We start from the raw sequence: 24971 nt of genomic DNA, 5'->3' as shown, positions 1-24971 counted from the left end.
AGTTATATAGTCATGTGAAGGATTATATACAATTGTGATAAGGGGATTGACCTCAGGTACATTTCAGGTGAATATAGTGGAGAGAGAACCGGATTATCGAAAGGGGACAACAGCAACTATGACAGTATTGGGAGCAATTGAGGCAGGCGGTACCAAATTTGTATGTGGAATTGGCAACGAACGTGGAGAGGTAATGGAACGGGCGAGCTTTCCAACAACCACCCCAGCAGAAACAATGGAGAATGTCATCGCATTTTTTGAAGGCAAGGGCATTGAAGCATTGGGCGTAGGCTCGTTCGGGCCGATTGATCCTATCGAAGGTAGTGATACATATGGCTATATTACAACAACGCCAAAGCCACATTGGGGAAATTACAATCTGATTGGCAAACTGAAAGAGCATTTTGATGTGCCTATGGGGTTTGACACGGATGTGAATGGAGCAGCACTTGGTGAGTCTATTTGGGGTGCCGCCAAAGGATTGGACAACTGTCTGTATATTACGATAGGTACAGGCATCGGGGCGGGTGCTTTGGTTGGTGGAAAGCTGATACATGGATTATCCCACCCGGAAATGGGGCATATTCTGGTACGTCGTCACCCAGAAGATACTTACGAGGGGACATGTCCTTATCACGGAGATTGTTTGGAGGGACTGGCAGCAGGTCCTGCGCTCGAAAAAAGATGGAAGGTTAAAGGACATGAGCTTTCTGTCGATCACTCGGCCTGGGAAATGGAAGCGTACTATCTGGCACAGGCTTTAATGAGCTATGTATTAATCCTGTCACCGCAAAAAATTATTATGGGCGGGGGAGTGATGAAGCAGGACCAACTGTTCCCGCTCATTCGTACCAAGCTTCAAGAACTTTTGAACGGATACGTACAGCATTCGAGTCTGGCAACAGATATTGAGCAATATATCGTATCTCCGGGATTGGGTGACAATGCTGGATTGTGCGGTGCTCTGGCATTGGCAAAGGAAAAGCTGAATCATTAGAATTTATGGTTGACGGCACTCCAAGGTACGGTTATTATATAGGCAACAGTATAGTACGGCTCAAAAAGGGAAGCACCTTTCTTGCGAATACGCAGGATGGGTGCTTTTTTTTGCGTTTTTGTGTTGTGCGGGACTGTCTTTCAACGATATGAGGGAGGAAGAAATCATGGATATTGTATTTTTAAATCGCTTGTCCAAACGAAATGAACAGGGCTATGAGGACTTTGCTCAGGTATGGATTGGGCAGCATGAAGGGGGATGGAGTGCAGGCTGGAGCACACAGCATGTCCCGGATGAAAGTATAGACGACCTTTGGTATGAGGGCAGCTTGTGGCAGGAATTACTACATGTATACCGTCATGAGCTGGCGCTCAAAATGGCTGAGGGCTATAGGCCCTTAATCCATGGCGTATTTCATGAGCAAGAAGGATCATCAGGACGAGGACAAACGCTGCAAAAGCTGTATTGCTACAGTGATTTGTTTCCACGTGATGAAGTGTATGAGCAGTTGACGATGTGGAGACGGCAAAAGGCAGCAACGGAACGAAAAGCACCTTATTTTATCGCTACGAATCGGCTGCTTCGACTCATTAGCGTCTATCTTCCCCATACCGAAGAAGAACTGTTGGAACTGCCTGGTATCGGGCAGGGTAAAGTGTCGCAATATGGGACGGAGCTATTGGCTATTACGACACAAAATGACCGGACCACACCATTTCCGTTAAACTGGGTAACAGAGACGCTGGAAGAAGAAGTTTTTTTGTCATGGCTATACAAGCAAAAAGAGAACCAGTACAGGCAGGAGCTGAACAAATTCAGCCTAACTAGAACGATTATCGAAGGCATTTCGGACGGTCTTTCACTGGAGCATATCGGAATGAAGACAGGTTTGCATCGTAGAGAGATGATTGAAGCTGTGGAGCATTTGGACAGGGATGGCATTGATATGGAGAAGCTGATCCGCAAGGAGTTGGTGAATGTATCTGAGGAGGAGCAGGCAGCCATCTGGTCTGCTTATGAAGAGTTGGGGGATACGCTGCTCAAGCCCGTCATGCTGAAAGTGTATGGGGAAGAAAAGGCAACCGAAACAGGACTGGATCAAATTTACGAGCGTCTGCGTCTGATCCGTATACGGTTTCGTCATCAGCAGGTACCCGACCGACATGTTGGATAATATAGAACTGATTGAATAAAGCTAAAGTATTAAAGTACATTCAGGGTTCAACATACTAAAAAGCAGCAGCGAGTTCCACACAGGACACGGCTGCTGCTTTTTATGACCAAGCTGAAAATCGAAAAAAGTATCCAACTCGGTACTTTTCCCCCCTGTTCTTTTTAAACCCAGTCTTTCTTGCGGAAAATACAGAACATACTGACACCTAATGCCACCATAATACCAATGACGACAAAATAGCCATAACGTGTATGAAGCTCAGGCATATTATCGAAGTTCATCCCATATATTCCGGTAATGACTGTCAATGGCATAAATACGGTCGTAATTGCCGTAAACACACGCATAATTTCATTGGCACGGTTGGCGATACTGGATTGATAAGCTTCTCGAAGGTTACCCATCAAGTCGCGGTAAGTTTCAAAAGTCTCCGAAATTTTCACAGCATTTTCATAAATGTCGCTGAAATATTTTTGCAATTGATCGTCGATGAGCCGCAAATCCCGTTTGTTCAGGGTATTGATGACTTCTTTTTGTGGACCCAGCACTTTTTTCAGCCACAGAATCTCACTTCGTAAGCCGATGATTTCGTTCAAATGCGACTTTTTCGTATGCATTAGAATATCTTCTTCCAGCTTCTCAATGCGGACCTCAATCCGGTCACCAACCAGAAAATAGTTGTCAACAATCAAGTCGACCAACAGATACATAAAACGGTCAGGCTGGCTGACTTCTTGCTCCCACAGCATAGGCTTGAGGGTACGAAGCTCATTTATTTTCTGCTTGGTCACCGTAATGATAAAATGGCGGCCGAGAAAAATGTTCAAAGCTCGCAAAAATATTTCTTCATCATCAAAACGAATGCTATTTACAACGATAAAATAATGGCTTTCATAAATTTCAATCTTCGGACGCTGTTCTTCTTCACTCAAACAGTCTTCTACTGCAAGATCATGCATGGAAAATAAAGGCTGGAGCACTGTCAAATCATCGACATCGGCATCAATCCAATAAAAACCTTCTGCCGGTGCAGTAAGCGCCATTTCAATTTCTTCGACAGGGGTAAAAACCCCGTTGTTGACCAAACGGATTTTCATATATGTCACTCCTTATGCTCCGTCGTAACGGAAATACGTTTACCTTAAGCATAAGGAATGGACTCAGTTAGCCAGTTAGCCGGTGCGGGTAAGCGTGCACTCCCATCAAAAGCCGGAGGCTTTTGGAGCATGCAGAGCCTGGCGTCCCGTCTTTCGGCAAGCTGAAGTCATTCCTATGCTGTTGTTCAGGGATCGCCGCCTATTCGGACTCGGGTCGCCTTCCATTCCGGATTCACCTCTCAAATGTTCTTTTTTAGATTGCCACAGTATCGCAGGAAACACTCAAATCTGCACTACTACTCCATATTTCTGCCTAATAGCACTTGTATAGTATAACGCTCGGCCTACGGCCTTTCAAGCGCAAAATCATGGGCTAAATCAACAGTAGTGGCAAGAGCTTCAACGATAGGAGGGATATGATTTAACCTATGGAAAAGGTAGACAAAATGTGAATGCAGGGTACAAATTTAAAAGTCCCATCTTGACGAAGCCCAGCCGATGCATTAAAGTGAACAACAAGAACTTTGTGAACCTAAAATGAATATAGCGAAATCTTATCAAGAGCAGGTGGAGGGACTAGCCCGATGATACCCGGCAACCGGCGATTTTAATCGCACGGTGCTAATTCTTGCAGGACGCGCGCTTTGTACAAAGAGCGTTGCCCTGACAGATGAGAGAGGCGCATATGGATACAAATATGACCTTTCTCTAACCTGAGAAAGGTCTTTTTATTATATGCCCGGCATCTCAACAAGACGATTTTCGCAAAACTTACCGAACAAGGAGTGAGTTTACATGCCGATTAAAATCCCAGACACGCTACCTGCCAAGGAAGTGCTGGAGGGCGAAAATATTTTCGTAATGGATGAAAGCTTGGCTTATCATCAGGATATTCGTCCGTTGCGTATCGCCATTTTGAATTTAATGCCTACAAAGGAGACGACGGAAACCCAACTGTTGCGCTTGGTCGGCAATACGCCGCTGCAAGTGGATGTCACGCTGGTGCACATGAAGTCTCATGTATCCAAAAATACATCGCAAGAATATTTGAACATGTTCTATAAAACGTTTGACGAGATCAAGAACAGTCGTTTTGACGGCATGGTCATTACAGGAGCCCCGGTTGAACAGCTTGAGTTTGAGGATGTTAACTACTGGGAGGAGATCCAGCAAATCTTTGAATGGACGAAAACGAATGTAACTTCGACCATGCATATCTGTTGGGCCTCACAGGCAGGCTTATACCATCATTTCGATGTCCCTAAATACGGGCTCGACTACAAATGCTTTGGCGTATTTCCACACACCGTGATTAAACCTAAAGTAAAATTGCTACGCGGCTTTGATGAATTGTTTTATGCTCCTCACTCCAGACATACGGAGGTTCGGCGGGAAGATATTGATCATATTACCGAATTAGAAGTTTTATCCGAATCCGAGGAGGCTGGAGTGTACCTCGTAGCCACGCTTGACGGTAAACAAATTTTTGTAACTGGGCATTCTGAATATGACCCGCTTTCCCTGAAATGGGAATACGACCGCGATGTGGGCAAAGGAATGGATGTTGAAGTCCCCAAAAATTATTTCCCTAATGATGATCCCAAGCGCACACCACCCTCAATCTGGCGGGCACACGCCAATTTATTATTCTCGAATTGGCTGAACTATTATGTATACCAAGAAACACCTTACGATATCGGGCCCCAGATTTAAAAAGGGGCTTGTAGTTTACCCTTGTACAGTACCACCTTGCAGTAGCGCAGCAGTATAGTCTTTGACATCCATTTTTGCAGGATATGTTATAGCACCCACTATGGAAGTTAACAGGAGGATTCATATGAGTGAGAAACAGTGGAAAATCGAAAGCAGATTGGCACAAATCGGTTCAGTAGAGGAGCCAGTAACCGGGGCTGTTAATTACCCGATTTACCAATCTACGGCGTTCCGCCATCCCCGTCTAGGTCAAAGCACAGGATTTGATTACATTCGGACGATCAATCCTACGCGAAAGGTACTGGAAGAGGCTTCTGCTGCACTTGAATCGGGTGATGCAGGTTTTGCATGTAGCTCAGGTATGGCGGCGCTGCAAACGGTATTTGCATTGTTTGGACAGGGAGATCACCTCATTGTATCGCTGGATCTGTATGGCGGGACATATCGCTTGCTGGAGCGTATTTTATCTAAATTTGGTGTAACAGCAAGTTATGTGGATACGAACGATCTTGAAGCACTCGAACAGTCATGTCGACCGAATACCAAAGCTGTATTCATAGAAACACCTACAAATCCGTTAATGATGATCACTGATATTCGAGCGGTTGCCGAGTGGGCATCACAACATCAGTTGCTTACCATTGTAGATAATACGCTGCTAACCCCATATTTCCAGCGGCCATTGGAGCTGGGCGCGGATATTGTGGTACATAGCGCAACCAAATATTTGGGCGGACACAACGATGTGCTGGCAGGGTTGATCGTAACCAAAGGCAAAGAGCTATCAGCTGAAATTTCCTTCCTGCACAATTCCATAGGGGCCGTGCTTTCCCCGAGCGACTGCTATCAGTTGATGAAGGGGATGAAGACGTTAGCGCTGCGTATGGACCGACATCAGCATAATGCAACAGTGCTATCTAACTATTTACTGACGCATCCGGCGGTGGCGGAAGTATTTTATCCAGCTCTCGAAGGCCACCCAGGTCGTGAGATTCAAAATAAACAATCCAGCGGAAATACGGGTATCTTCTCCTTTAAAGTAAAGGATGCTCGTTATGTGGAGCCTTTGCTTCGTCACATTAAGCTCATTGCGTTTGCGGAAAGTCTCGGCGGTGTGGAATCGCTAATGACCTATCCCGCTGTGCAGACACATGCGGACATACCAGCAGAAATTCGGGATGCAGTCGGGGTAGATGACAGGCTGTTGCGTTTCTCCGTCGGCATTGAGCATACAGACGACCTAATTGAAGATTTGCGTTCGGCGCTGGAAGCGGCACGTCAAGAAGTAGAAGGAGGGGAGCAGCAATGATAGAGGATGCGAGAAGGATCGGCCAGGATCTGGACAAAGAGCGGAAGTTCGCTACCAAGCTGCTGCATTTCGGCTCTGAAATTGACAGTGTTACGGGGGCTTCGAGCGTCCCGATCTATCAAGCTTCTACCTTTCACCATCATGATATTTTTAATCCTCCACAGCATGACTATAGCCGTTCAGGTAATCCGACACGACAAGCTTTGGAGGATTATATCGCCTTATTAGAAGGCGGAGCTAGCGGTTTTGCCTTTGCATCAGGTATGGCGGCCATCTCTACTACATTTATGCTCTTGTCTGCTGGAGATCATGTCATTGTTTCCGAGGACGTATATGGAGGAACATATCGACTGCTGACCTCCATTTTGAAACGGATGAATATCGAAACGACCTTCGTTGACATGACGGACCTCAACCATGTGAAAGAGGCGTTGCAGGAGAATACAAGGGCTGTATATATGGAAACCCCGTCCAATCCGACACTCAAAATTACCGATGTAGCAGGAATAACCTCTTGGGCACAGGATAACGGACTTTTGACGTTATTGGATAATACTTTTATGACACCTTATTATCAACGTCCGATTGAGCAGGGTGTCGATATTGTATTGCACAGTGCGACCAAGTTTCTGGGCGGACACAGCGATGTGCTGGCAGGACTTGCAGTAGCACGTACCGAATCGCTGGGGAGACAAATCAAGCAGCTCCAAAATGGACTGGGTACCGTGCTGGCTCCGCAGGAGTCATGGTTGCTCATGCGCGGTATGAAGACACTGGAGGCTCGTATGGCTCACAGCGAAAAGAGTGCAGCAAAGCTCGCCAATTGGCTGAACGAGCGCAACGACATTGAGGCGGTGTACTACCCGGGTCTGGAGAATCATCCAGGACGTGAAGTTCATGAGCGTCAATCCAGCGGTTATGGTGCAGTGATATCGTTTGATGTGGGTTCTGGTGAGCGTGCAAAAGAAGTCCTCAGTCGCGTACGTATTCCAATTGTAGCGGTGAGTCTGGGAGCTGTGGAAAGCATCTTGTCGTATCCGGCGATGATGTCACACGCGGCTATGCCCCATAGTGTACGATTGGAGCGCGGGATTACGGACGGATTACTTCGTTTCTCCGTAGGTCTGGAGGATATTGACGACCTGATTAGTGATCTGGATGAGGCGCTGCGCTAGAGCGTTAGCACATCAGTAGTATCTTTGTCGTTTTCAGGCAGGGAGCAAATATGTACAGTACTAAACAGCAAGTTTCCATTCATTCAGGAGGCTTGCTGTTTTCTATAAGAATGACATGAAAGACAGTGTGAAAAAATGCACTTTTCAGTTCTGTTTTCCTATTTCTTGTCTATATGCAATGTTGAGATAAGCTTGGCAGTTGCCTGTTTTCCTAGGTGAAAAGCAGAAAGAAGCGGGAATAAGTATGGTTCCTTACCTAAAGATATGTTAGTATTATCATTAGGTTTTACTATGCTAAATAGCACAGACAACATACAAGGCCAGTCATGAACATACATTACGGCAGGGTTCGAACGCAGGTTTGTGAAAGCATTCTCGTTCATAAGTCCTGTCTTTCATTTCGTCGCCCTGTGACAGCGAAGGAGGATACACCATGAGTGTAATCGACCATATTTTAGATAAAGCCCTACGCGGCGAACGCCTGAATTTAGAGGATACCGTTGCTTTGTTCGAATCAGATGAGGTAGAAAAAATAGGTCATGCGGCGAATAAAGTTATGAATCGCATGCACCCCGATCCCATTAAAACCTTCGTCATCGGACGAAATATTAACTATACGAACGTATGTGACGTATATTGTCGCTTCTGCGCTTTTTACCGTAGACCGGGTTCTGATGAAGGTTATGTTTTGCCGGACGAGGTGATCTTTCAGAAGATCAAGGAAACGCAGGATGTAGGTGGCACCGAAATTCTAATGCAAGGCGGTGTGAATCCGAATCTGCCGTTCAGTTATTATACGGATTTGCTGAAAGCTATCAAGGAGCGTTTTCCCGATATTACGATGCACTCCTTCTCGCCAGCTGAAATTCACAAAATGAAGGAAAAATCCGGTCTATCCATGGAAGACACGATTCGAGCCATTCATGAAGCTGGATTGGATTCGCTTCCGGGTGGAGGCGGAGAAATTTTGGATGACCGCACACGCCGCAAAATTAGCCGTCTCAAAGGCTCTTGGCGTGATTGGATGGATGTGATGCAAACGGCTCACAAGGTTGGGATGAACACGACTGCTACGATGGTTATCGGCTTTGGTGAGTTGATGGAGGAGCGTGCGCTGCATTTGTTGCGTGTTCGTGATGCTCAGGACGAATGCATTGAAAACAAATATAATTCTGAAGGATTTTTGGCCTTTATTCCTTGGACCTTCCAGCCAGACAACACCAATCTGAAGAAGGAACGCCAGACGCCGGAGGAATATTTGAAGACCGTTGCGATCAGTCGTCTTGTATTGGATAACATCAAGCATATTCAGTCTTCATGGGTAACCATGGGACCTGAAATCGGTAAAAAATCGTTGTACTACGGTTGCGATGATTTTGGCAGCACCATGATTGAGGAAAACGTAGTTTCTGCTGCAGGCGCAACGTATAAGGTTAACATCGAATCCATTTTACAGTTGATCCGCGAGACGGGTCACGTTCCGGCACAGCGCAATACCCGTTATGATATTATTCGTACTTTTGACAGTGCCAGCAGTATTGAACATGATTTTATCATGCAAAATTAATATCCGTTAATATATTGTTAATTACAAAACGCTTATCCATCACTAATCTATGTACAAGGATTAGTGTAGATAAGCGTTTTTTGATGTGTTACTTTGCTAAGCTTTCCATCGTTTCATATACATGATCTCAGCCTGCGGGTCTGCCATTTGGATGACTGCCTTAAAGCGCTGCAAATCCAACAGATGAACGCTGTAAACGATGACCATTTGTTCTTTTTTATCCTCAGATTCGCTTTTAATCTTGCCCTCTATCTGGGCAGAGTCTACAACAGGCGTGCTGTGTATACGCAGCCTGCGATATATGGCATCTTCGATGGTTTGCTGTTTCTTGCTGACAACACAAACCATACGCGTCAGACCAGTAAACATCAGCCGGGTCGTTTCATAGGCGGCGAGGCAGGATAAGGCTGAATAGAGAGCTGGCTCCCAGCCTAGCACAAAGCCAGCCGTAATGAGCAGCAGACCATTACACAGCATAACAATCTGTATTAACGGAATCTTGCGATGTGTTAGCAATAATGTGGATGGACGGCCATCGTCTGACTCGTTAAGTCCTAGTGAATCGAGCAGACCACCGTGACGAGCTGCCAGCCCTGCGCCAAGCCCTATACAGATTCCGCCGCCCAAAGCGCATACGACCGGATGGCCACTCACTGCCGGAAAAGGCGAAAGAATAATGGCTGAGCCCGAAAAGGCGAACAAGCCGGGTAGTGCACGGAGCAACATGGGTTTGTGAGTAAACAGAGAATACAGCAGCATGAGTGGCAAGTTCAAAACGAATAGCAGTAACCCAAAATGCTCTTGTGTATAAAGCGACATGAGTCTAGAGATCCCCGTGACGCCTCCAGCGATCATATCATGCGGATGCAAAAACAATTCCAGACCGACGGATGCCGTAATTCCGCCAATCACCGTATAAAAGACAGGGAACCTGCTCGCATCTCCTGAAGCGGGCTTGACAAGCCGCCTCATAGAGTTTCGGCATGTTTTACAGCGTGCGGCATAGCCTTCCCTCCTATGGATTGTCGTATCCAGCTTTTACAATTACGCCGATTTACTTTCTTCCTTTCGTAGGCGGGGGTCCTTGAACTTAAATATTTTGTTTAACATATTAAAAATAGGTTTTGACTGCTTTGTCAGAAGTGGTCCAAGAATCGCCAGTATGAGTACATAGATGGCTGCAAAGGGTTGAACAATATCAAGCAAACCGCCTTCTTTACCCAAGTTGGCCATGATAATCGAAAATTCACCCCGTGCCACAATGGTCAGGCCGATATTTGCTGACGCTTTGGGAGATAAGGAGGCCGTACGCCCAGCCAGCATTCCTGCCCAAATGTTACCAAACAACGTGAGGACGACTGCTGCCAGTGCAAGCCATATCGCGTTTCCTCCCAGGGACAGTGGATCAATGGATAATCCAAAGCTGAAGAAAAACAGGGCGCCAAAGAAATCGCGGAAAGGAACAATTAAATGCTCGATACGTTTGGCATGTTCCGTTTCGGCCAGTACCAGACCGACTAACAGGGCGCCGATAGCTTCCGCCACATGAATCGTTTCCGAAAAACCAGCCACCAGAAACAGAGAGCCGAAAACAACAAGTCCGAATACCTCATTGGAGCGAATACGGAGAATCCGATTTAACAGAGGGACGGCCTTACGGCCGATAATAATGACTGCAAGCATAAAGCCTAGCGCGATTAGCGCTGATAGCAGCACACCACCGAGCGAGGATGAATCGCTAAGAACCAATCCGGAGAGGATGGAGATGTATACGGCGAGGAAAACATCCTCGAACATAATAATGCCCAAAATCATTTCAGTTTCAGCATTGGCGGTCCGCTTGAGATCTACCAGCACCTTCGCAGCAATAGCACTGGATGATATTGTTGTAATTCCGGCGATAACCAGTGTCTCTGCTACAGGAAAGCCGCTCAGGAAGCCAAGAGCCAGCCCCAGTGTAAAATTGATGCCAATATAAATGGTTCCGCCCACGGCAATGGAACGGCCTGATTTAATTAACCGACCTACTGAGAACTCGAGACCCAAGTAGAAGAGAAGAAACAGCACTCCGATTCTTCCCATAAAATCAATAAATGGGGCGCTTTCGATAAAGCGAAAATCAAAATGCCATAGCTCCATCGCATGTGGCCCAACTGCCATTCCGATCAGGATATAAAAAGGGATGACCGAGAAGCGCAGTTTGGAGGAAATAAGTCCGGCTGCAGCGATGAGAGCAATAGCCAATCCAACCTCAAATACCAGATGATCCATCCAATCACCCGCTTCCGTTCATAAGGATTTGTTTAAAGCGTTTTTGCTGATCGCGTTCCCCAACAACGACTACAGTGGCATCATCGTTAATCATCACTTCAGGACCAGGATTTACATATTTCTTTCCTTTTTTCTCCACAATGGCAATAACAGTGGCTCCCGAATTTTGCCTTACATCCAGCTCACCGATGGATTTGCCGACACTTGCATAATGAGATTCCACTCTATACCATTCGATAATAAAATCGTCAAACGTCATTTCTACACTTTCAAGCTGTTTGGGCTTATAGGTCATACCACCGATGATGGAGGCTACCAATCGCGCTTCCTGATCATTCAGGGTTGTCATAGAAATACTTTGTTCCAGATCCTCGTAATCAAAGTGATACAACTCGCGCCTGCCATCATCATGAATAATAATGACAATTCGGTCGCCACTCTCTGCATCTATTCGATACTTAATCCCGATTCCTGGCAAAATAGACTCTCGAATATCCATTTGTAAAGCCTCCTGTATGATACGTTATTTAAATGAATGGTATGGGAAATAAATCACATACTTTGGGAGTGACATGGAAACTTTCTTTTTGTATTAAATTTTATAAATTAACATAAAAAACCTGATAAATACACTTTACGTATTACACTTATTGGGACAGGTTAACAAATAGACATGCAAATGTGGTGATGTGCATGCAAAGGGAGGTTAAGCCACATAACTAGAGGTAAATTTGATGGGGAACAAGTACAATTGCTTCTTTAGTTTGCAAATGACAGGAATAAAAGGCAGACGTAGTTTAGGGATGCTCAATAGCAGCACAAGCGCTATCAAAATGACAAAGGGAAGTGATTTGGCCGCAGCGATCACCAGATGAAGTAAAGGGGAGGACTTGCGTATAGCTGGTTTGGAATGATGCTCCAGACCGTGAGAGTCTGTTTCTAACGAGGAAATATCAGCATGAGGCATAAGAGAAGATCCCGCCGTAAACTGAAGGGATTGAGTGGTGTCTTCCGCATGAAACGTCACAGGAAGGGACAAAATCTGAACGAGGCTCAATATGACGATCATGAATGTACGCAGCATGTTCAGCATCGTTGACATCTTATCTCCTCCCTCTTGTGAAAAATTCATATTACTATAACCTTAACATACCCCACCCTAAATATTCAAACGTCTTTCGGTTTTTTTCCTATATCACAGTAATGTTTATAACACGCCAACCGGCTTTTTGAAACCAGATCATCCTCTTTTGAATATGTCTTTCTGTTTCCAGTCGTTCACTTCGTATAACCCTTCAGAGGCCGCCATATACTGAAAGCAGTGATCGAAAGGAGTGAGCCAATGGAACTGTTTACAGTGTGGACCAATACAGACGGAGATCAGGAAACCGACCGGTTTTACGAAGTGGTCAAAAGTAGAACAAAGGGACTACATATGTCACGGCGCGGATTTCGATTCACTTTCAGACAGCTGGATAACAAAGTGGCATGGACCTGCAAGGGCACAGAAAGCAATTCGGCGTTTGAAAGCTTTCTCCCCTGTGTATACAGCATCATGTCTTCGGCAATAGCGGATTATATTATCGAAGTCAAGGAGTGGGGGCTGCTCAATCTCATTCTCACCAAAGCCTGTTCGTTGCTGGAGAAAGAGGATGCAGAGCAAATTCGCAGTATGATTCGTTCACTGTTAAACGATGATGGCCCCAGAGGTCGTTTGAAGCGTCATGGTAAGCTGACTACTCTCCTGGAGAAGGATTTCAAGGAGCTTCGTGTGATCAATTTGGAAGGGCTGATTCAATTTAGGCTCCATGCGTATAAAAAAGAGCTTGAAGAAATCGTCGACTATGCTATGGAAGAATTCTGGGCAGATCGGCAATACGAAGAATTTATGGGGCTGCTTAAATATTTTGTTTTTTTTCAGGAAAGCAAAGTTCCGCTCGTACACGTACTTCACCAAGGCGGACATAATTTTACGATTCTGGATAGTGCCATGGTGCCCATACCGATTCCTGATGCAGATGACATCATTGTCGAGATGCCAGGCATTGAATTGGAAATGGAGGTCGAGGATCGAATCGTGAGCACCCTTATTTCGATTTCTCCTGCTTCCATTATATTGCACACAGACGATGAACACACCCCCATAGTGCGGACACTCCTGCATATTTTTGAAGATAAAGTGAAACTGAGCAGACTTTATCCAGGTCAGGATGTTCAAAAATAATAATCTGTTCGTATAAACTAATGGATTTCTGGAAAGCCTTTGCCTCAAGGGGAGGTTTTTTATGAGATCCATGTTGGTATGGAAACGGATTTTGGGAACCGTGTTAATTGCAACCTGTCTGGTATTGCCCGGCAATGAAGTTTACGGTCACAAAGAACCGGTCCAGCATAAAAAATGGCAGTCCACACCTGTTTTAGCTCCACGCGAAGAGCAGGTTATTACGACCATGACGGTCACGGCAACAGGATATACAGCAGGCTATGAATCGACTGGCAAACGGCCAAGTCATCCCGGTTACGGTATTACGTATTCCGGTGTAAAAGTGCGTCGTGACAAGAACACACTGTCTACGATTGCGGCTGATCCCAAAACGTTTCCTTTGGGAAGCATATTGTACATTCCAGGTTATGGATACGGGATTGTAGCAGATACAGGTTCTGCGATTAAGGGCAATAAAATTGACTTGTATTTTAAAACAACCCGGCAGGTATATTCTGAATGGGGCAAGAAAGATGTGGATGTTCAAATTATAAAAAAAGGGAACGGAAAATGTACAGAAAAGATGGTCAAATCGCTCCAAAAGGTGATAGAAACGCATAAAACTATTCCGACCGCGACACTGGATGCTTCCATATAATCCTTGAATATTGTTTTTTCCAACATCACATACTATGTTGCGGGATGAGCTTATCCCGCAAAACATACTGGGAGGTTGAGAATTATGCCAAATCAAGGCGGAAGTTCTTTTACGAACAAAGGCTTCAAGGCAAGCGCAGGAAATCAGTTCAAAGCGGAATTTGCACAAGACAATACGGTAGGTGTCGTTTCACAAAAGGTAAAGCAGTCTGAACAAAATAAAATTCAAGACAACTTTCAGACACCAAATGAGAAGTATGATGAAGAATTTGCAACAGAACAAGGCGGTACAGGTGCTGTAGCTCAAAAAGTTCAAAACTCCAGTCGCAACAAAGTTCAAAACAATGCTCAAACACCGAACGAAAAGTTCGACGAAAACTTTAACACGAAATAAAAAAGCATATACAATTGATAATGCTCCGGATTATATCCGGGGCATTTCGTTTTAAGTGAAAGTGAATAGGTACAATAGGTCTAAGGTTTTATCTCCTTTTTAATTGTTTTTAAGGTGGAATTAAGGTTTAAAGTGCAAAATAAAGTCAGTTAAACAACACCACCTTGAAGCATAGGGTTTGGGAGGAGATATACAATGGACGAATTTAAAAATAATAACTCCGGACGCCGGAACGACAACGATCAGGTTGATACCGATAATGCAACTCGGCAAAACGATTCGAACGGTTCCTCATATTATTATTCTTACGGCCCTTTTTCTTCAGTTCAATCGGACGGACAACGTAAGGAAGGGCAGTCGGTGGAAAAGGATGTTGAGATTACGCCACCACAGGCAGTGAGACCTCTTCCTCCCTCATACCATCGCGCTATGCCTGAGCAACAGGATGGTTCGGGTCGGAATGGTGGCAACTGGCAATTCAAACCGAATAAGCCCAAGTCGCAGGTGAAAACAATTTTCTTATCTTTTTTGGCTGGGATGCTGGTCATTACGGTATTGATGTACACAGCTGACCGAACAAATATGTTCACACCCGAGACGGCGTTAACTTCGGCGGCAGCTGAAAGTGGAGAAACGACTAATTCAGGAACAACTGGCTCGACTCCAAGCGCAGTTCCGGCTGTGATGCCTTCAGGTACCGCTGATGTTCAATCTGTTGTGGCCAAGGCTGGTCCGGCAGTCGTCAAAATCGAAACGCTTGCCAAACAAACCAGTGGTAGCAGCGGCAGACAAAGCAGCCCTTATTACAATGACCCGCTGTATCAATACTTTTTCGGTAATCAGTATGGTGACAGTGGCAGTAGCGGTAACAGTAATGAAAATGAAGGTAGCAACAGCGGGCAGCTGACTCCGCTTGGTATTGGTTCCGGTTTTATTTTTGATAAATCGGGTTACGTCCTAACCAACAACCATGTTGTTGAAGGCGCGAGTGTGGTTCAGGTTACAGTAGAGGGAACTAATAAGCCTTACGAAGCCAAAGTCTTGGGCAAAAATGCTGATCTTGATTTGGCGGTACTTAAAATTGAAGGCAAAAACAACTTTCCGACAGTAACTTTGGGTGACTCCGATAACGCTAAAGTCGGCGAGTGGATGGTCGCAATCGGCAACCCTGAAGGCTTTGAGCATTCGGTAACAGCCGGGGTGCTAAGTGCGAAAGAACGTACGATCACCATTAATAGTGAATCGACTGGAAAACCGACGCAATACAAGCATCTCATTCAGACGGATGCGTCCATTAACCCTGGTAACTCTGGCGGACCGCTGTTAAATCTGCAAGGGCAGGTTATCGGTATGAACGTAGCTGTTAGTGCAGACGCACAGGGAATCGGGTTTGCGATTCCGTCCAATACAATTTTGGAAGTCGTCGATAAGCTGAAAAATAACCAGCCTATCCCGAAAGAACCTGTACCTTTCATTGGTGCAAGTCTGTTAAATTTGAGTCCTGAAGTAGCCAAAGAATTGGGCACATCCCTAACCGAAGGCTCGGTAGTACGGGATATTATATACAAATCGCCAGCTTATCAGGCCGATCTGCGTCCTTACGATGTGATTATCGGAGCCAATGGCACGCCTTATAGCACATCACAAGAGCTGATCCAGTTCATTCAAAAACAAAAAGTGGGTACAGCACTGACGCTTAACATCGAACGAGCTGGGCAGAAAAAAGATGTTCAGCTGAAAATAGGCAACAAAAATGACTTTAGCTCGACGCTTCAGCAATAAGCTGATAACTCTACAAAAATGAACATGTGCACGCAAGAAACGGAAGGAAGATCCCTTCCGTTTCTTGCTGTATGGAGCAGCCAGATGCTACACGCGTCTACTCCTGCTACAATAGAGGGAAAAGAAGAGATAAAGGAGTTCGATCGTGTATGCGTTCTACTATTCTGATTATTGATGACGATGAAAAAATTGTTTCCATGCTACGCAGAGGGCTGGCATTTGAAGGCTATGAAGTGCTGACAGCCGCCAATGGAGCAGAGGGATTAAATAAAATGCTGACAGCTGAGCCTGATGTGGTCGTGCTGGATGTAATGATGCCGCAGGTCGATGGTTTTGAGGTATGCCGTCGCATGCGGGAGGGTGGAAGCACGGTACCTGTCCTGATGCTTACAGCCAAGGATGAGGTTGAGAATCGGGTTAAGGGCTTGGATCTAGGGGCCGATGATTATCTCGTCAAGCCGTTTGCTCTGGAGGAGCTGCTGGCGCGAGTGCGAGCGCTTTTGCGGCGTAAAACCGAACAACAGGACAATAACGGAAATCGGCTTACCTTCGAGGATTTACAACTGGATAACGAATCCCGTGAAGTGGTTCGTGGCGGCAAACGCTTGGAACTGACAGCCAAAGAATTTGAACTGCTCCATTTGTTCATGCAAAACCCCAAGCGTGTTCTGTCGCGTGATCTGATTATGGACAAAATTTGGGGCTATGACTATAGCGGAGAATCGAATGTGCTGGAAGTATATATTGCCATGCTACGACAAAAAACGGAGCAGGATGGCGGTAAACGGCTCATTCGTACAATTCGGGGAGCTGGCTATATTTTAAGAGGTGATGTGTAATATGTCTATTCGGTGGCGGCTGACAGCTTGGTATTCGAGCATCTTGGCTATTGTACTTGTCATTTTTGGTCTGGCTATTTACGGACTAGTATATTACTACACATATAATGAAGTGAAAAGTCAGCTTATGACTCAGGCGCCACAGATTAACAAGCAATTACGCCTTATTATTAAAGGGGGATTGTTTGAAGTCCCTAACCTGGATTTAGGATTGGAGCAGGGGCGTGGAATAGATGACTCACAGCTATATGTACAAATTTACAATTATACGTCCGGGGTTACCAAAACCACCCAAAATATGAAAGACCTCAATATCACCTTCCCTGTTCCATCTACAGCGGCAGGAGCAGTTCAAAATGAGGGGATTCGACGTGTGAACGTAAATGGGGATTCCTTTATGATTTATCAACAGCCCATTAAGTCCGAGGAGTTGGGGTTGGTGGTCGGGTTGCTACAGGTAGGACAATTCACGGGCTCTCAGGATCGACTCATGAACAGGTTACAAAATGTGCTTGTATACGGTTCGTTGTTTGCATTACTCGCTGCTGCGACCTCAGGTCTCTTTCTGGCTCGCAAGTCTATGAAGCCGCTGGTCAAGGTCATTGAGGGGGCAAATCAGATTCAATCCAGTAATGATTTGAGTGTACGGATTGAATATGACGGACCACCAGATGAAATTGGACAATTAATCGGGACGGTTAACAACATGCTGGGGCGTACAGAGGTGTTTTACAAGGAGCTGGAAGATGCGTACGGTGCACAGCGTCGTTTTGTGGCTGATGCTTCCCATGAGCTTCGTACGCCGCTAACGACGATCCGTGGCAACGTTGATTTTTTGCTCAAAATGTGGACTACCGAACCAGGAGAGCGACCGAATATGGATGAAGAGATGATTCGCGAGCTTTCTATGGAGGCATTAAATGACATGGCGGATGAAGGCAAACGGATGAGCCGTTTGGTGAGTGATATGTTGTCACTCGCGAGAGCGGACACAGGGAAAACGTTCGATAAGACTCCCGTTGCGTTGGAACCGCTTGTAAGTGAGGTTGCCCGTCGTGCTCAGTTTTTAGAGCGAACGGCCGAATGGAATGTGGGAGATTTTTCGTTGCTGAATGGTATTTATATGGATGGCAGCAAGGATTATTTGCAGCAAATGCTATTCATTTTCATTGATAATGCATTCAAATATACACCTGAAGGCACAGTCCGATTTGATGCCATTATTTATCAAGGACAGGTGGGGCTACGGATCAGTGATACGGGCATTGGAATGGATAAGAGTGAGGTTCCCTTTATTTTTGACCGCTTTTACCGGGCAGATGAGTCACGCGGGGTGACGGAGGGAATTGGGTTGGGGCTATCTATTGCCAAGTGGATTATTGATGAACATCACGGGTCTGTGGAAGTGGTTACGCGCCAAGGAGAAGGAACGACATTTGTCATCTGGCTTCCGGTCAGCTTTTCCGCGCCTTTGGAATAGGCTATAATAGGAAGGCAACTACATCATAGAATTGGCCGGTAGAGGCGTGGAAGCCCACAGCTACCCAGTTTTGGAGCTGTATACTGTGTCGAAGAAAGCGGGGGCTCATTTTGGAAGTACTCAGAATTTCGCCCCGGGGTTACTGCTACGGCGTAGTCGATGCCATGGTATTGGCACGTCAGGCAGCCAGAAATCTGGACTTACCCCGGCCTATTTATATATTAGGCATGATTGTGCATAACAGTCATGTCACCAATTCCTTTGAAGACGAAGGGATTATTACACTGGACGGCCCGAACCGTATGGAGATTTTAAGCAAGGTAGAGAGCGGCACTGTTATCTTCACTGCTCATGGCGTATCACCAGAGGTTCGCAAGCTGGCACGAGACAAGGGGTTGACTACGGTAGACGCGACTTGCCCTGACGTCACAAAAACGCATGATCTGATTCGGGAGAAGTCTGCCGAAGGCTATCAGATTGTTTATATTGGCAAAAAGAATCATCCAGAGCCGGAGGGAGCTATCGGTATTGCTCCTGACCATGTTCATCTGATTGAAAAGGAAGAAGAAATCGACAGTCTTACGTTACCAGCTGGCAAAATCCTTATTACGAATCAGACGACCATGAGTCAATGGGACATCAAGCACATTATGAAGAAGCTGCTGGAGAAGTTCCCAGGTGCTGAGATACACAATGAAATCTGTTTGGCGACGCAGGTACGTCAGGAAGCGGTAGCTGAGCAGGCTGGACAGGCGGATCTGGTGATCGTTGTCGGTGATCCGCGCAGTAACAATTCAAACCGATTGGCTCAGGTTTCGGAGGAAATTGCTGGTACAACAGCTTATCGTATTTCTGATGTGACCGAGCTGAAGAGGGAGTGGCTTGAGGGAGTAGCCAAAGTGGCTGTGACTTCTGGGGCTTCCACGCCGACACTGATTACCAAAGAGGTTATTACGTATTTGGAGCAGTATGATGCGGCTAACCCGGATACGTGGGAGATTCAGCGAACCATAGATATGAAAAAACTGCTGCCTCCTGTACGGGAGAAGTCAAAAACGACGAAATAGTTTGTGATTGATTACAGCCGTTATTCGGATACAACCATCCGGATAGCGGCTTTTCAAATTGTTTTAATTTATAGATATTATTCGGTTAGCTTCACTAAGTTAGAATATTGAATAATTCGGGATAATTAAGCCTTGACGAGTATAGCTAAAACAGGTATAGTTGCTTTAACGAATAAAAGCTTAAAAGCGAACAAGCGTCTAAGTGTCATAATATCAATCTATAATGGGTTAATAAAATATGTATCATAGAGAGGAAGAAAAAAATGATCGTTATCGCTGGTGTTCAAACACCTGAAGAACATATTCAAGCTATTGTTGAAGTTATTGAGAAAGAAGGATTGCAGGCTCATGTATCAAGGGGATCGGATCGCACGATCATCGGACTGATTGGTAGCGTAGAGCCCAAGCTGGCTGAACATCTGCGTCAAATGAAAGGCGTAGAAAATGTGGTTAAAATATCGAAGTCCTACAAATTGGCCAGCCGTGATTTTCATCCGGAAAATACGGTTATCTCCATTAAAGGTGTAAATATCGGCGGGGGCGAGCTTGTCATTATGGGTGGACCATGTGCCGTTGAATCTGCTGCACAGATAGATGAAATTGCTGGATTGGTCAAAGCAGCAGGTGCGCAAGTTCTCCGTGGAGGTGCTTTTAAGCCGCGTACAGGGCCTTATAGCTTCCAGGGAACTGGTGTAGAAGGTTTGATCATGATGGCTGAAGCAGGCCAAAAGCACGACCTCCTGACCATCACAGAGGTCATGACACCTGAATACGTAGACATTTGTGCGGAATATGCCGATATCCTGCAAGTAGGTACACGGAATATGCAAAACTTCGATCTACTGCGTAAGTTGGGTACTTGCGGCAAGCCAGTGTTGCTCAAACGCGGCTTTAGCTCGACTTATGACGAGTTCTTGAATGCTGCCGAGTACATCTTGGCAGGTGGCAATCCGAATGTTATGCTGTGTGAGCGCGGTATCCGCACATTTGAAACCTACACCAGAAATACACTCGATTTGTCTGCGATCCCTGTGTTGCAACAGTTGAGCCATTTACCGGTTATTTCTGATCCTAGTCATGGCACGGGTAGACGTGAATTGGTTGTTCCTATGACGAAGGCTTCGGTCGCTGCCGGAGCAGACGGACTAATTATTGAAATGCATACAGATCCCGATAACTCGATGACGGGGGATGGTGTACAATCCCTGTTCCCAGATCAATTTTCAGATTTGCTGAAAGATTTGGAAATATTGGCTCCTGCTGTGGGGAAAACATTTCACACGCCTAGTACCATTGCTTAAAACCAATGTTTAACATTAATGCATAAAAGTTTTGCTGCAACGCAGTAATGAGATTTAAATTACCTAAAAGCCCGATGTTTCGGGCTTTTTGTGCTATTCAAATGTTATCAAGGGCGTAAGCATATCTAACATTAGTTTAAAAAATACCTTACATAGCTATTGACCCGTGTCATGTTTGAGATTTATAATGACGACAGAAAAAAACATTCGATCATGAACATTTCAGGGTTGTATAAGACTTAATGTTCGGAAAAATTGGGAGGAAGAAGACATGTCCGTTGAAAACGTATTGAAAACAATTCAGGAAAATAATATTGAGTGGGTAGATTTTCGTTTTGTAGATTTGTCTGGTCGTGCTCACCATATTTCATTGCCAGCTTCCGAAGTAGATGCAGAAACATTTGTTAACGGTGTTGCTTTCGACGGTTCTTCCATTCCCGGCTATCGTGGCATCGAGGAATCCGACATGGTTATGCTGCCCGATCCAGAAGCGGTTTTTATCGACCCTTTCACTCAGCATCCTACACTGAATATTCTGTGTGACATTGCTACGCCAGATGGCGAAAAATACGACCGCGATCCTCGCGGCATTGCAAAAAAAGCTGAGGCATTTCTGCAATCCGCAGGAGTGGGCACAGCAGCATTTTTTGCACCTGAGTCCGAATTTTTCATCTTTGATGATGTTCGCTACGAAAGCGGCATGAATAGCTCCTCCTTCTTCGTAGATTCCGAGGAAGCAGCTTGGAACACGAACCGTAAGGAAGAAGGCGGCAACCTGGGCTTTAAAGTGGGAGTGAAGGGCGGATATGTACCTGTAGCGCCAGTAGACACCCAACAAGATATCCGTAGTGAAATGTGCCGTTTGCTTGAAGAAGCAGGTCTGAGAATTGAGCGCCATCACCATGAGGTAGCTACGGCAGGCCAAGCGGAAATCAACTTCCGTTTTGACACACTCAAGAAAACAGCAGATAACCTGCTCGTCTATAAATACATTGTACACAACACAGCTCGTCAATATGGTAAAGTGGCAACATTCATGCCGAAACCAATTTTCGGGGACAACGGAAGTGGTATGCACGTTCACCAATCCATTTTCGATGGTGACACTCCTTTGTTCTACGAAAAAGGTGCTTATGCTAATCTGAGCGAAATGGCTCTTCATTATATTGGCGGTATTCTGTACCATGCACCTGCATTGATCGCTTTGACAAATCCAAGCACAAACTCGTTCAAACGTCTCGTTCCTGGCTACGAAGCACCAGTTAACCTGGTATTCTCCAAAGGTAACCGTTCTGCGGCTGTACGTATTCCAGTAGCGGCTGTTACTCCAAAAGGCTGTCGGATCGAGTTCCGTACACCAGACTCCACTGCTAACCCTTACCTTGCCTTCTCAGCGATGCTGATGGCGGGTCTGGATGGTATCAAGCGCAAATTGAACCCAATCGAATTGGGTTATGGTCCACTTGACACCAACATCTACGAGCTGTCTGACGCTGAAAAAGGTAAAATCCGTAGCGTACCTGGTTCATTGGATGAGGCTTTGGATGCTCTGGAAGCTGACTGCGAATTCTTAACTGAAGGTGGCGTATTTACGAAGGACTTTATTGATAACTATGTAGAGTTCAAACGTTCTGAAGCTAAATCGGTGAACATCCGTGTTCATCCACACGAATATAGCCTGTATTTTGACTGCTAATAACTTGATTGCTTAGCTGCTTTGAATAACAACCACTAGCTTACGGGTAACAGTTGTTATTCAAGATAGGTCTCCGGTCTTATGCCGGGGACCTTTTAATATTAAAGTGAAAATTACAAAATAAAGATGTTAAATACGTTAACATTCACAACTTTGTCACATCATAAATGAAATTGAAAACATTTTTATACAAGTCTTGAACGCATTTATGAATACTGCTATCATAGCGATAATATCCACACCAGAGTAGAGAAGGGATGGGAATTTGTTGAGTAAGAGAGCCTACAATTTTAATGCAGGACCAGCGGCATTGCCGCTTAAAGTACTGGAACGTGTACAAGCTGAATTCGTAGATTTCCAGGGAACAGGGATGTCGATCATGGAAATGTCTCACCGTGGAGCTGTGTATGAATCTGTTCATAATGAGGCGCAGGAACGTCTGTTATCTCTGCTGGGCAATCCACAAGGCTACAAGGTGTTATTCCTACAAGGGGGCGCAAGTACGCAGTTTGCAATGCTGCCTTTAAATTTCTTGCGCGAAGGACAGACTGCGAGCTATGTAATGACAGGTAGCTGGTCGGACAAGGCATATAAAGAAGCCAAGCTACTGGGCAAGGCTCATATTGCCGCATCCTCCGCTGATGAGAAGTACATGCGTCTTCCGAATGTGGATTCCTTGGACTTGCCTGAGAATACTGCTTATGTGCATATGACGTCCAACGAAACGATTGAAGGTACACAATTTAAGCAATTCCCGGATACGGGGTCCGTACCATTGATTGTGGACATGTCCAGCGATATTTTTTGCAAGCCTTTTGATGTTACTCAATTTGGATTGATTTATGCTGGCGCACAAAAAAATCTGGGACCTTCTGGTGTGACGGTCGTGATTGCCCGTGAAGAGTTGCTGACTTCCTCACCGGACAATATTCCTACGATGTTGCGTTATAGCACATATGAAAAAAATAACTCTCTCTACAATACTCCCCCATCCTTTGCCATATACATGGTGAATGAAGTGCTGAAATGGATTCAGGAAGAAGGCGGTTTGGAAGGCATTGAGCGTGTGAACCAGCAGAAAGCTGCTTTGCTATACGACCGTATTGACAGTAGCGAAGGCTTCTATCGTGGTTGTGTGGACAGCGCTGATCGCTCTATCATGAATGTAACCTTCCGCCTCGCGAATGAGGATCTGGAAAAACAATTTATTAAGGAATCCGAACAGGCCGGATTTATCGGACTGAAGGGACATCGCAGTGTAGGAGGGCTTCGGGCCTCGATCTACAATGCTGTTCCACTGGAGAACTGTCAAGCATTAGCCGAGTTTATGGACGGATTCAAGCAACGTAACAGTTAATTACGCGGACATATATTTCGATACACGATATTTAAAATCGAAAAAGTAAATGTAGAGCCTTCCCTGAATGTGTATAGGGGAAGGCTTTTAGTGGTGTGGGTTGAAATTTTTGTCGTTTGATGTTCATATCTGTCTGATTTTGTTAAAATAAAAGAATGTGTATGTTTTTAATGTATACACTTTGGTTAAACTGTAGGTTATTTGTCTGATGAATTTAATGATGAAGGGAACGAAACGTGATGCCATTACATATTGTGCTTGTCGAGCCGGAAATCCCGGCTAACACAGGTAATATTGCCAGAACGTGTGCTGCAACCGGAACTCATCTGCATCTGGTGAAGCCACTGGGCTTCCGTACCGACGATGCCACGTTAAAACGGGCTGGACTTGATTATTGGTATGCTGTCCACATTGAATATCACGAGTCTTTTGCTGAAGTGCAGGAGAAATATCAGGAAGGCCGCTTTTTTTATGCGACGACCAAAGCGAATCAGCGATATAGTGATATTGCATTTCAGGATGGAGACTTCTTGGTATTTGGTAAAGAAACGAAAGGTTTGCCTCCAGAGCTGCTAGCTGCTAATCCAGATACATGTATCAAGATGCCTATGTCTGATAAAGTAAGATCTCTAAACTTGTCGAATTCCGCTGCGATTATTGTATATGAAGCGCTGAGACAAATGGATTTTCTGGATTTATCATAAAGAGCATCGAGTGAACAAGTATAAATGCGAATAAAGAACCAGGACCTTAGTTGCTAATAAGAGTTTCACCTTTGTTGCTCAAAGGTACATGACAGTGGAGCTTAAATAAAGGTTGTATGGTCGAAAATTTGCGAAATTTCTCAGCGAGGGCTAATGATAATTGGCTTTCCGGTCGATAAAAATATTAT

At 45.2% G+C, this 24971-nt stretch carries 22 protein-coding genes and 1 riboswitch; of the genes, 17 read left to right on the top strand and 5 right to left on the bottom strand.

Annotated features, from left to right (window positions below):
* Positions 1–118 precede the first annotated feature (118 nt).
* Complete coding sequence (locus tag MKX59_RS20360; protein WP_340858804.1) at positions 119–997, top strand: ROK family protein; 879 nt, start codon at positions 119–121, stop codon at positions 995–997.
* A 166-nt stretch (positions 998–1163) separates the two neighbouring features.
* Positions 1164–2171, top strand: coding sequence for an HRDC domain-containing protein (locus MKX59_RS20355; protein ID WP_340858803.1), 1008 nt, complete (start codon positions 1164–1166; stop codon positions 2169–2171).
* Between the two features lie 161 nt (positions 2172–2332).
* On the opposite strand, the gene corA is transcribed toward MKX59_RS20355, so the two are convergent.
* Entirely contained in the window at positions 2333–3268 is a 936-nt protein-coding gene (gene corA, locus MKX59_RS20350; RefSeq protein WP_053325030.1) for a magnesium/cobalt transporter CorA, read from the bottom strand.
* A 551-nt stretch (positions 3269–3819) separates the two neighbouring features.
* A riboswitch (SAM riboswitch) is annotated at positions 3820–3945 on the top strand.
* Positions 3946–4063: 118 nt separating this feature from the next.
* Between corA and metA the strand changes: the two genes are divergently transcribed.
* From metA to mqnC, 4 genes are all read left to right on the top strand, one after another.
* Positions 4064–4981: a homoserine O-acetyltransferase MetA gene (gene metA, locus MKX59_RS20345; protein WP_068940112.1), complete on the top strand. Its 918-nt coding sequence runs from the start codon at positions 4064–4066 to the stop codon at positions 4979–4981.
* Positions 4982–5105: 124 nt separating this feature from the next.
* Positions 5106–6290, top strand: coding sequence for a PLP-dependent transferase (locus MKX59_RS20340; protein ID WP_023987790.1), 1185 nt, complete (start codon positions 5106–5108; stop codon positions 6288–6290).
* On the top strand, positions 6287–7465 hold the full coding sequence (locus tag MKX59_RS20335; protein WP_053325033.1) for an aminotransferase class V-fold PLP-dependent enzyme: 1179 nt from the start codon (positions 6287–6289) through the stop codon (positions 7463–7465). The genes MKX59_RS20340 and MKX59_RS20335 overlap by 4 nt, the downstream gene beginning before the upstream one ends.
* 433 nt (positions 7466–7898) lie before the next feature.
* Positions 7899–9032 carry a cyclic dehypoxanthinyl futalosine synthase gene (gene mqnC / locus MKX59_RS20330; protein WP_023987792.1) on the top strand — a complete coding sequence of 378 codons (1134 nt, stop codon included), beginning with the start codon at positions 7899–7901 and terminating at the stop codon, positions 9030–9032.
* A 96-nt stretch (positions 9033–9128) separates the two neighbouring features.
* Here the strand turns inward: mqnC and MKX59_RS20325 are convergent, their stop codons facing one another.
* From MKX59_RS20325 to MKX59_RS20310, 4 genes are all read right to left on the bottom strand, one after another.
* A complete protein-coding gene (locus MKX59_RS20325; RefSeq protein ID WP_340858802.1) occupies positions 9129–10004 on the bottom strand; it encodes a YitT family protein in 876 nt (291 codons plus the stop codon).
* A gap of 72 nt (positions 10005–10076) precedes the next feature.
* Positions 10077–11303, bottom strand: a complete 1227-nt coding sequence (locus tag MKX59_RS20320; RefSeq protein ID WP_028542953.1) for a cation:proton antiporter — start codon at positions 11301–11303, stop codon at positions 10077–10079.
* A gap of 4 nt (positions 11304–11307) precedes the next feature.
* Entirely contained in the window at positions 11308–11802 is a 495-nt protein-coding gene (locus MKX59_RS20315) for a cation:proton antiporter regulatory subunit (RefSeq protein ID WP_023987795.1), read from the bottom strand.
* 207 nt (positions 11803–12009) lie between these two features.
* Positions 12010–12405 carry a hypothetical protein gene (locus tag MKX59_RS20310; protein WP_025723301.1) on the bottom strand — a complete coding sequence of 132 codons (396 nt, stop codon included), beginning with the start codon at positions 12403–12405 and terminating at the stop codon, positions 12010–12012.
* Between the two features lie 240 nt (positions 12406–12645).
* Here MKX59_RS20310 and MKX59_RS20305 point away from each other — a divergent pair, with 240 nt between their 5' ends.
* The 11 genes from MKX59_RS20305 to trmL all read left to right on the top strand — a co-directional run bounded on the left by MKX59_RS20305 (position 12646) and on the right by trmL (position 24783).
* Positions 12646–13527, top strand: a complete 882-nt coding sequence (locus tag MKX59_RS20305) for a putative sporulation protein YtxC (RefSeq protein WP_028542952.1) — start codon at positions 12646–12648, stop codon at positions 13525–13527.
* Between the two features lie 61 nt (positions 13528–13588).
* Positions 13589–14164: a 3D domain-containing protein gene (locus MKX59_RS20300; protein ID WP_023987798.1), complete on the top strand. Its 576-nt coding sequence runs from the start codon at positions 13589–13591 to the stop codon at positions 14162–14164.
* Between the two features lie 84 nt (positions 14165–14248).
* Positions 14249–14557 carry a hypothetical protein gene (locus MKX59_RS20295; RefSeq protein WP_023987799.1) on the top strand — a complete coding sequence of 103 codons (309 nt, stop codon included), beginning with the start codon at positions 14249–14251 and terminating at the stop codon, positions 14555–14557.
* A gap of 195 nt (positions 14558–14752) precedes the next feature.
* A complete protein-coding gene (locus MKX59_RS20290; protein ID WP_023987800.1) occupies positions 14753–16339 on the top strand; it encodes a S1C family serine protease in 1587 nt (528 codons plus the stop codon).
* 149 nt (positions 16340–16488) lie between these two features.
* Positions 16489–17178 (top strand): response regulator transcription factor, encoded by a 690-nt coding sequence (locus MKX59_RS20285; RefSeq protein ID WP_013309432.1) that lies wholly within the window; start codon positions 16489–16491, stop codon positions 17176–17178.
* A 1-nt stretch (position 17179) separates the two neighbouring features.
* Positions 17180–18658: a sensor histidine kinase gene (locus tag MKX59_RS20280; RefSeq protein WP_013309433.1), complete on the top strand. Its 1479-nt coding sequence runs from the start codon at positions 17180–17182 to the stop codon at positions 18656–18658.
* A 110-nt stretch (positions 18659–18768) separates the two neighbouring features.
* Complete coding sequence (locus MKX59_RS20275) at positions 18769–19725, top strand: 4-hydroxy-3-methylbut-2-enyl diphosphate reductase (RefSeq protein WP_023987801.1); 957 nt, start codon at positions 18769–18771, stop codon at positions 19723–19725.
* A 263-nt stretch (positions 19726–19988) separates the two neighbouring features.
* Positions 19989–21026 (top strand): 3-deoxy-7-phosphoheptulonate synthase, encoded by a 1038-nt coding sequence (gene aroF, locus MKX59_RS20270; protein ID WP_023987802.1) that lies wholly within the window; start codon positions 19989–19991, stop codon positions 21024–21026.
* 271 nt (positions 21027–21297) lie between these two features.
* The gene (gene glnA / locus MKX59_RS20265) at positions 21298–22722 is read left to right on the top strand and encodes a type I glutamate--ammonia ligase (RefSeq protein WP_028542951.1); all 1425 of its coding nucleotides are present in this window, start codon (positions 21298–21300) and stop codon (positions 22720–22722) included.
* Between the two features lie 265 nt (positions 22723–22987).
* Positions 22988–24079 (top strand): 3-phosphoserine/phosphohydroxythreonine transaminase, encoded by a 1092-nt coding sequence (gene serC, locus MKX59_RS20260; RefSeq protein ID WP_028542950.1) that lies wholly within the window; start codon positions 22988–22990, stop codon positions 24077–24079.
* 239 nt (positions 24080–24318) lie between these two features.
* A complete protein-coding gene (gene trmL / locus MKX59_RS20255) occupies positions 24319–24783 on the top strand; it encodes a tRNA (uridine(34)/cytosine(34)/5-carboxymethylaminomethyluridine(34)-2'-O)-methyltransferase TrmL (RefSeq protein ID WP_029516514.1) in 465 nt (154 codons plus the stop codon).
* Positions 24784–24971 lie beyond the last annotated feature (188 nt).

It is taken from the genome of Paenibacillus sp. FSL R7-0340 (genome assembly GCF_038002205.1).
Classification (GTDB): Bacteria; Bacillota; Bacilli; order Paenibacillales; family Paenibacillaceae; genus Paenibacillus; species Paenibacillus polymyxa_B.
This window is presented reverse-complemented; position numbering and strand designations above follow the sequence as displayed.

What these genes read in the sequence shown, in the direction of transcription:
- MKX59_RS20360 (WP_340858804.1), top strand. Translation starts at nt 119, where the DNA reads ATGACAGTATTGGGAGCAATTGAGGCAGGCGGTACCAAATTTGTATGT.
- MKX59_RS20355 (WP_340858803.1), top strand. Translation starts at nt 1,164, where the DNA reads ATGGATATTGTATTTTTAAATCGCTTGTCCAAACGAAATGAACAGGGC.
- corA (WP_053325030.1), bottom strand. Translation starts at nt 3,268, where the DNA reads ATGAAAATCCGTTTGGTCAACAACGGGGTTTTTACCCCTGTCGAAGAA.
- metA (WP_068940112.1), top strand. Translation starts at nt 4,064, where the DNA reads ATGCCGATTAAAATCCCAGACACGCTACCTGCCAAGGAAGTGCTGGAG.
- MKX59_RS20340 (WP_023987790.1), top strand. Translation starts at nt 5,106, where the DNA reads ATGAGTGAGAAACAGTGGAAAATCGAAAGCAGATTGGCACAAATCGGT.
- MKX59_RS20335 (WP_053325033.1), top strand. Translation starts at nt 6,287, where the DNA reads ATGATAGAGGATGCGAGAAGGATCGGCCAGGATCTGGACAAAGAGCGG.
- mqnC (WP_023987792.1), top strand. Translation starts at nt 7,899, where the DNA reads ATGAGTGTAATCGACCATATTTTAGATAAAGCCCTACGCGGCGAACGC.
- MKX59_RS20325 (WP_340858802.1), bottom strand. Translation starts at nt 10,004, where the DNA reads ATGAGGCGGCTTGTCAAGCCCGCTTCAGGAGATGCGAGCAGGTTCCCT.
- MKX59_RS20320 (WP_028542953.1), bottom strand. Translation starts at nt 11,303, where the DNA reads ATGGATCATCTGGTATTTGAGGTTGGATTGGCTATTGCTCTCATCGCT.
- MKX59_RS20315 (WP_023987795.1), bottom strand. Translation starts at nt 11,802, where the DNA reads ATGGATATTCGAGAGTCTATTTTGCCAGGAATCGGGATTAAGTATCGA.
- MKX59_RS20310 (WP_025723301.1), bottom strand. Translation starts at nt 12,405, where the DNA reads ATGTCAACGATGCTGAACATGCTGCGTACATTCATGATCGTCATATTG.
- MKX59_RS20305 (WP_028542952.1), top strand. Translation starts at nt 12,646, where the DNA reads ATGGAACTGTTTACAGTGTGGACCAATACAGACGGAGATCAGGAAACC.
- MKX59_RS20300 (WP_023987798.1), top strand. Translation starts at nt 13,589, where the DNA reads ATGAGATCCATGTTGGTATGGAAACGGATTTTGGGAACCGTGTTAATT.
- MKX59_RS20295 (WP_023987799.1), top strand. Translation starts at nt 14,249, where the DNA reads ATGCCAAATCAAGGCGGAAGTTCTTTTACGAACAAAGGCTTCAAGGCA.
- MKX59_RS20290 (WP_023987800.1), top strand. Translation starts at nt 14,753, where the DNA reads ATGGACGAATTTAAAAATAATAACTCCGGACGCCGGAACGACAACGAT.
- MKX59_RS20285 (WP_013309432.1), top strand. Translation starts at nt 16,489, where the DNA reads ATGCGTTCTACTATTCTGATTATTGATGACGATGAAAAAATTGTTTCC.
- MKX59_RS20280 (WP_013309433.1), top strand. Translation starts at nt 17,180, where the DNA reads ATGTCTATTCGGTGGCGGCTGACAGCTTGGTATTCGAGCATCTTGGCT.
- aroF (WP_023987802.1), top strand. Translation starts at nt 19,989, where the DNA reads ATGATCGTTATCGCTGGTGTTCAAACACCTGAAGAACATATTCAAGCT.
- glnA (WP_028542951.1), top strand. Translation starts at nt 21,298, where the DNA reads ATGTCCGTTGAAAACGTATTGAAAACAATTCAGGAAAATAATATTGAG.
- trmL (WP_029516514.1), top strand. Translation starts at nt 24,319, where the DNA reads ATGCCATTACATATTGTGCTTGTCGAGCCGGAAATCCCGGCTAACACA.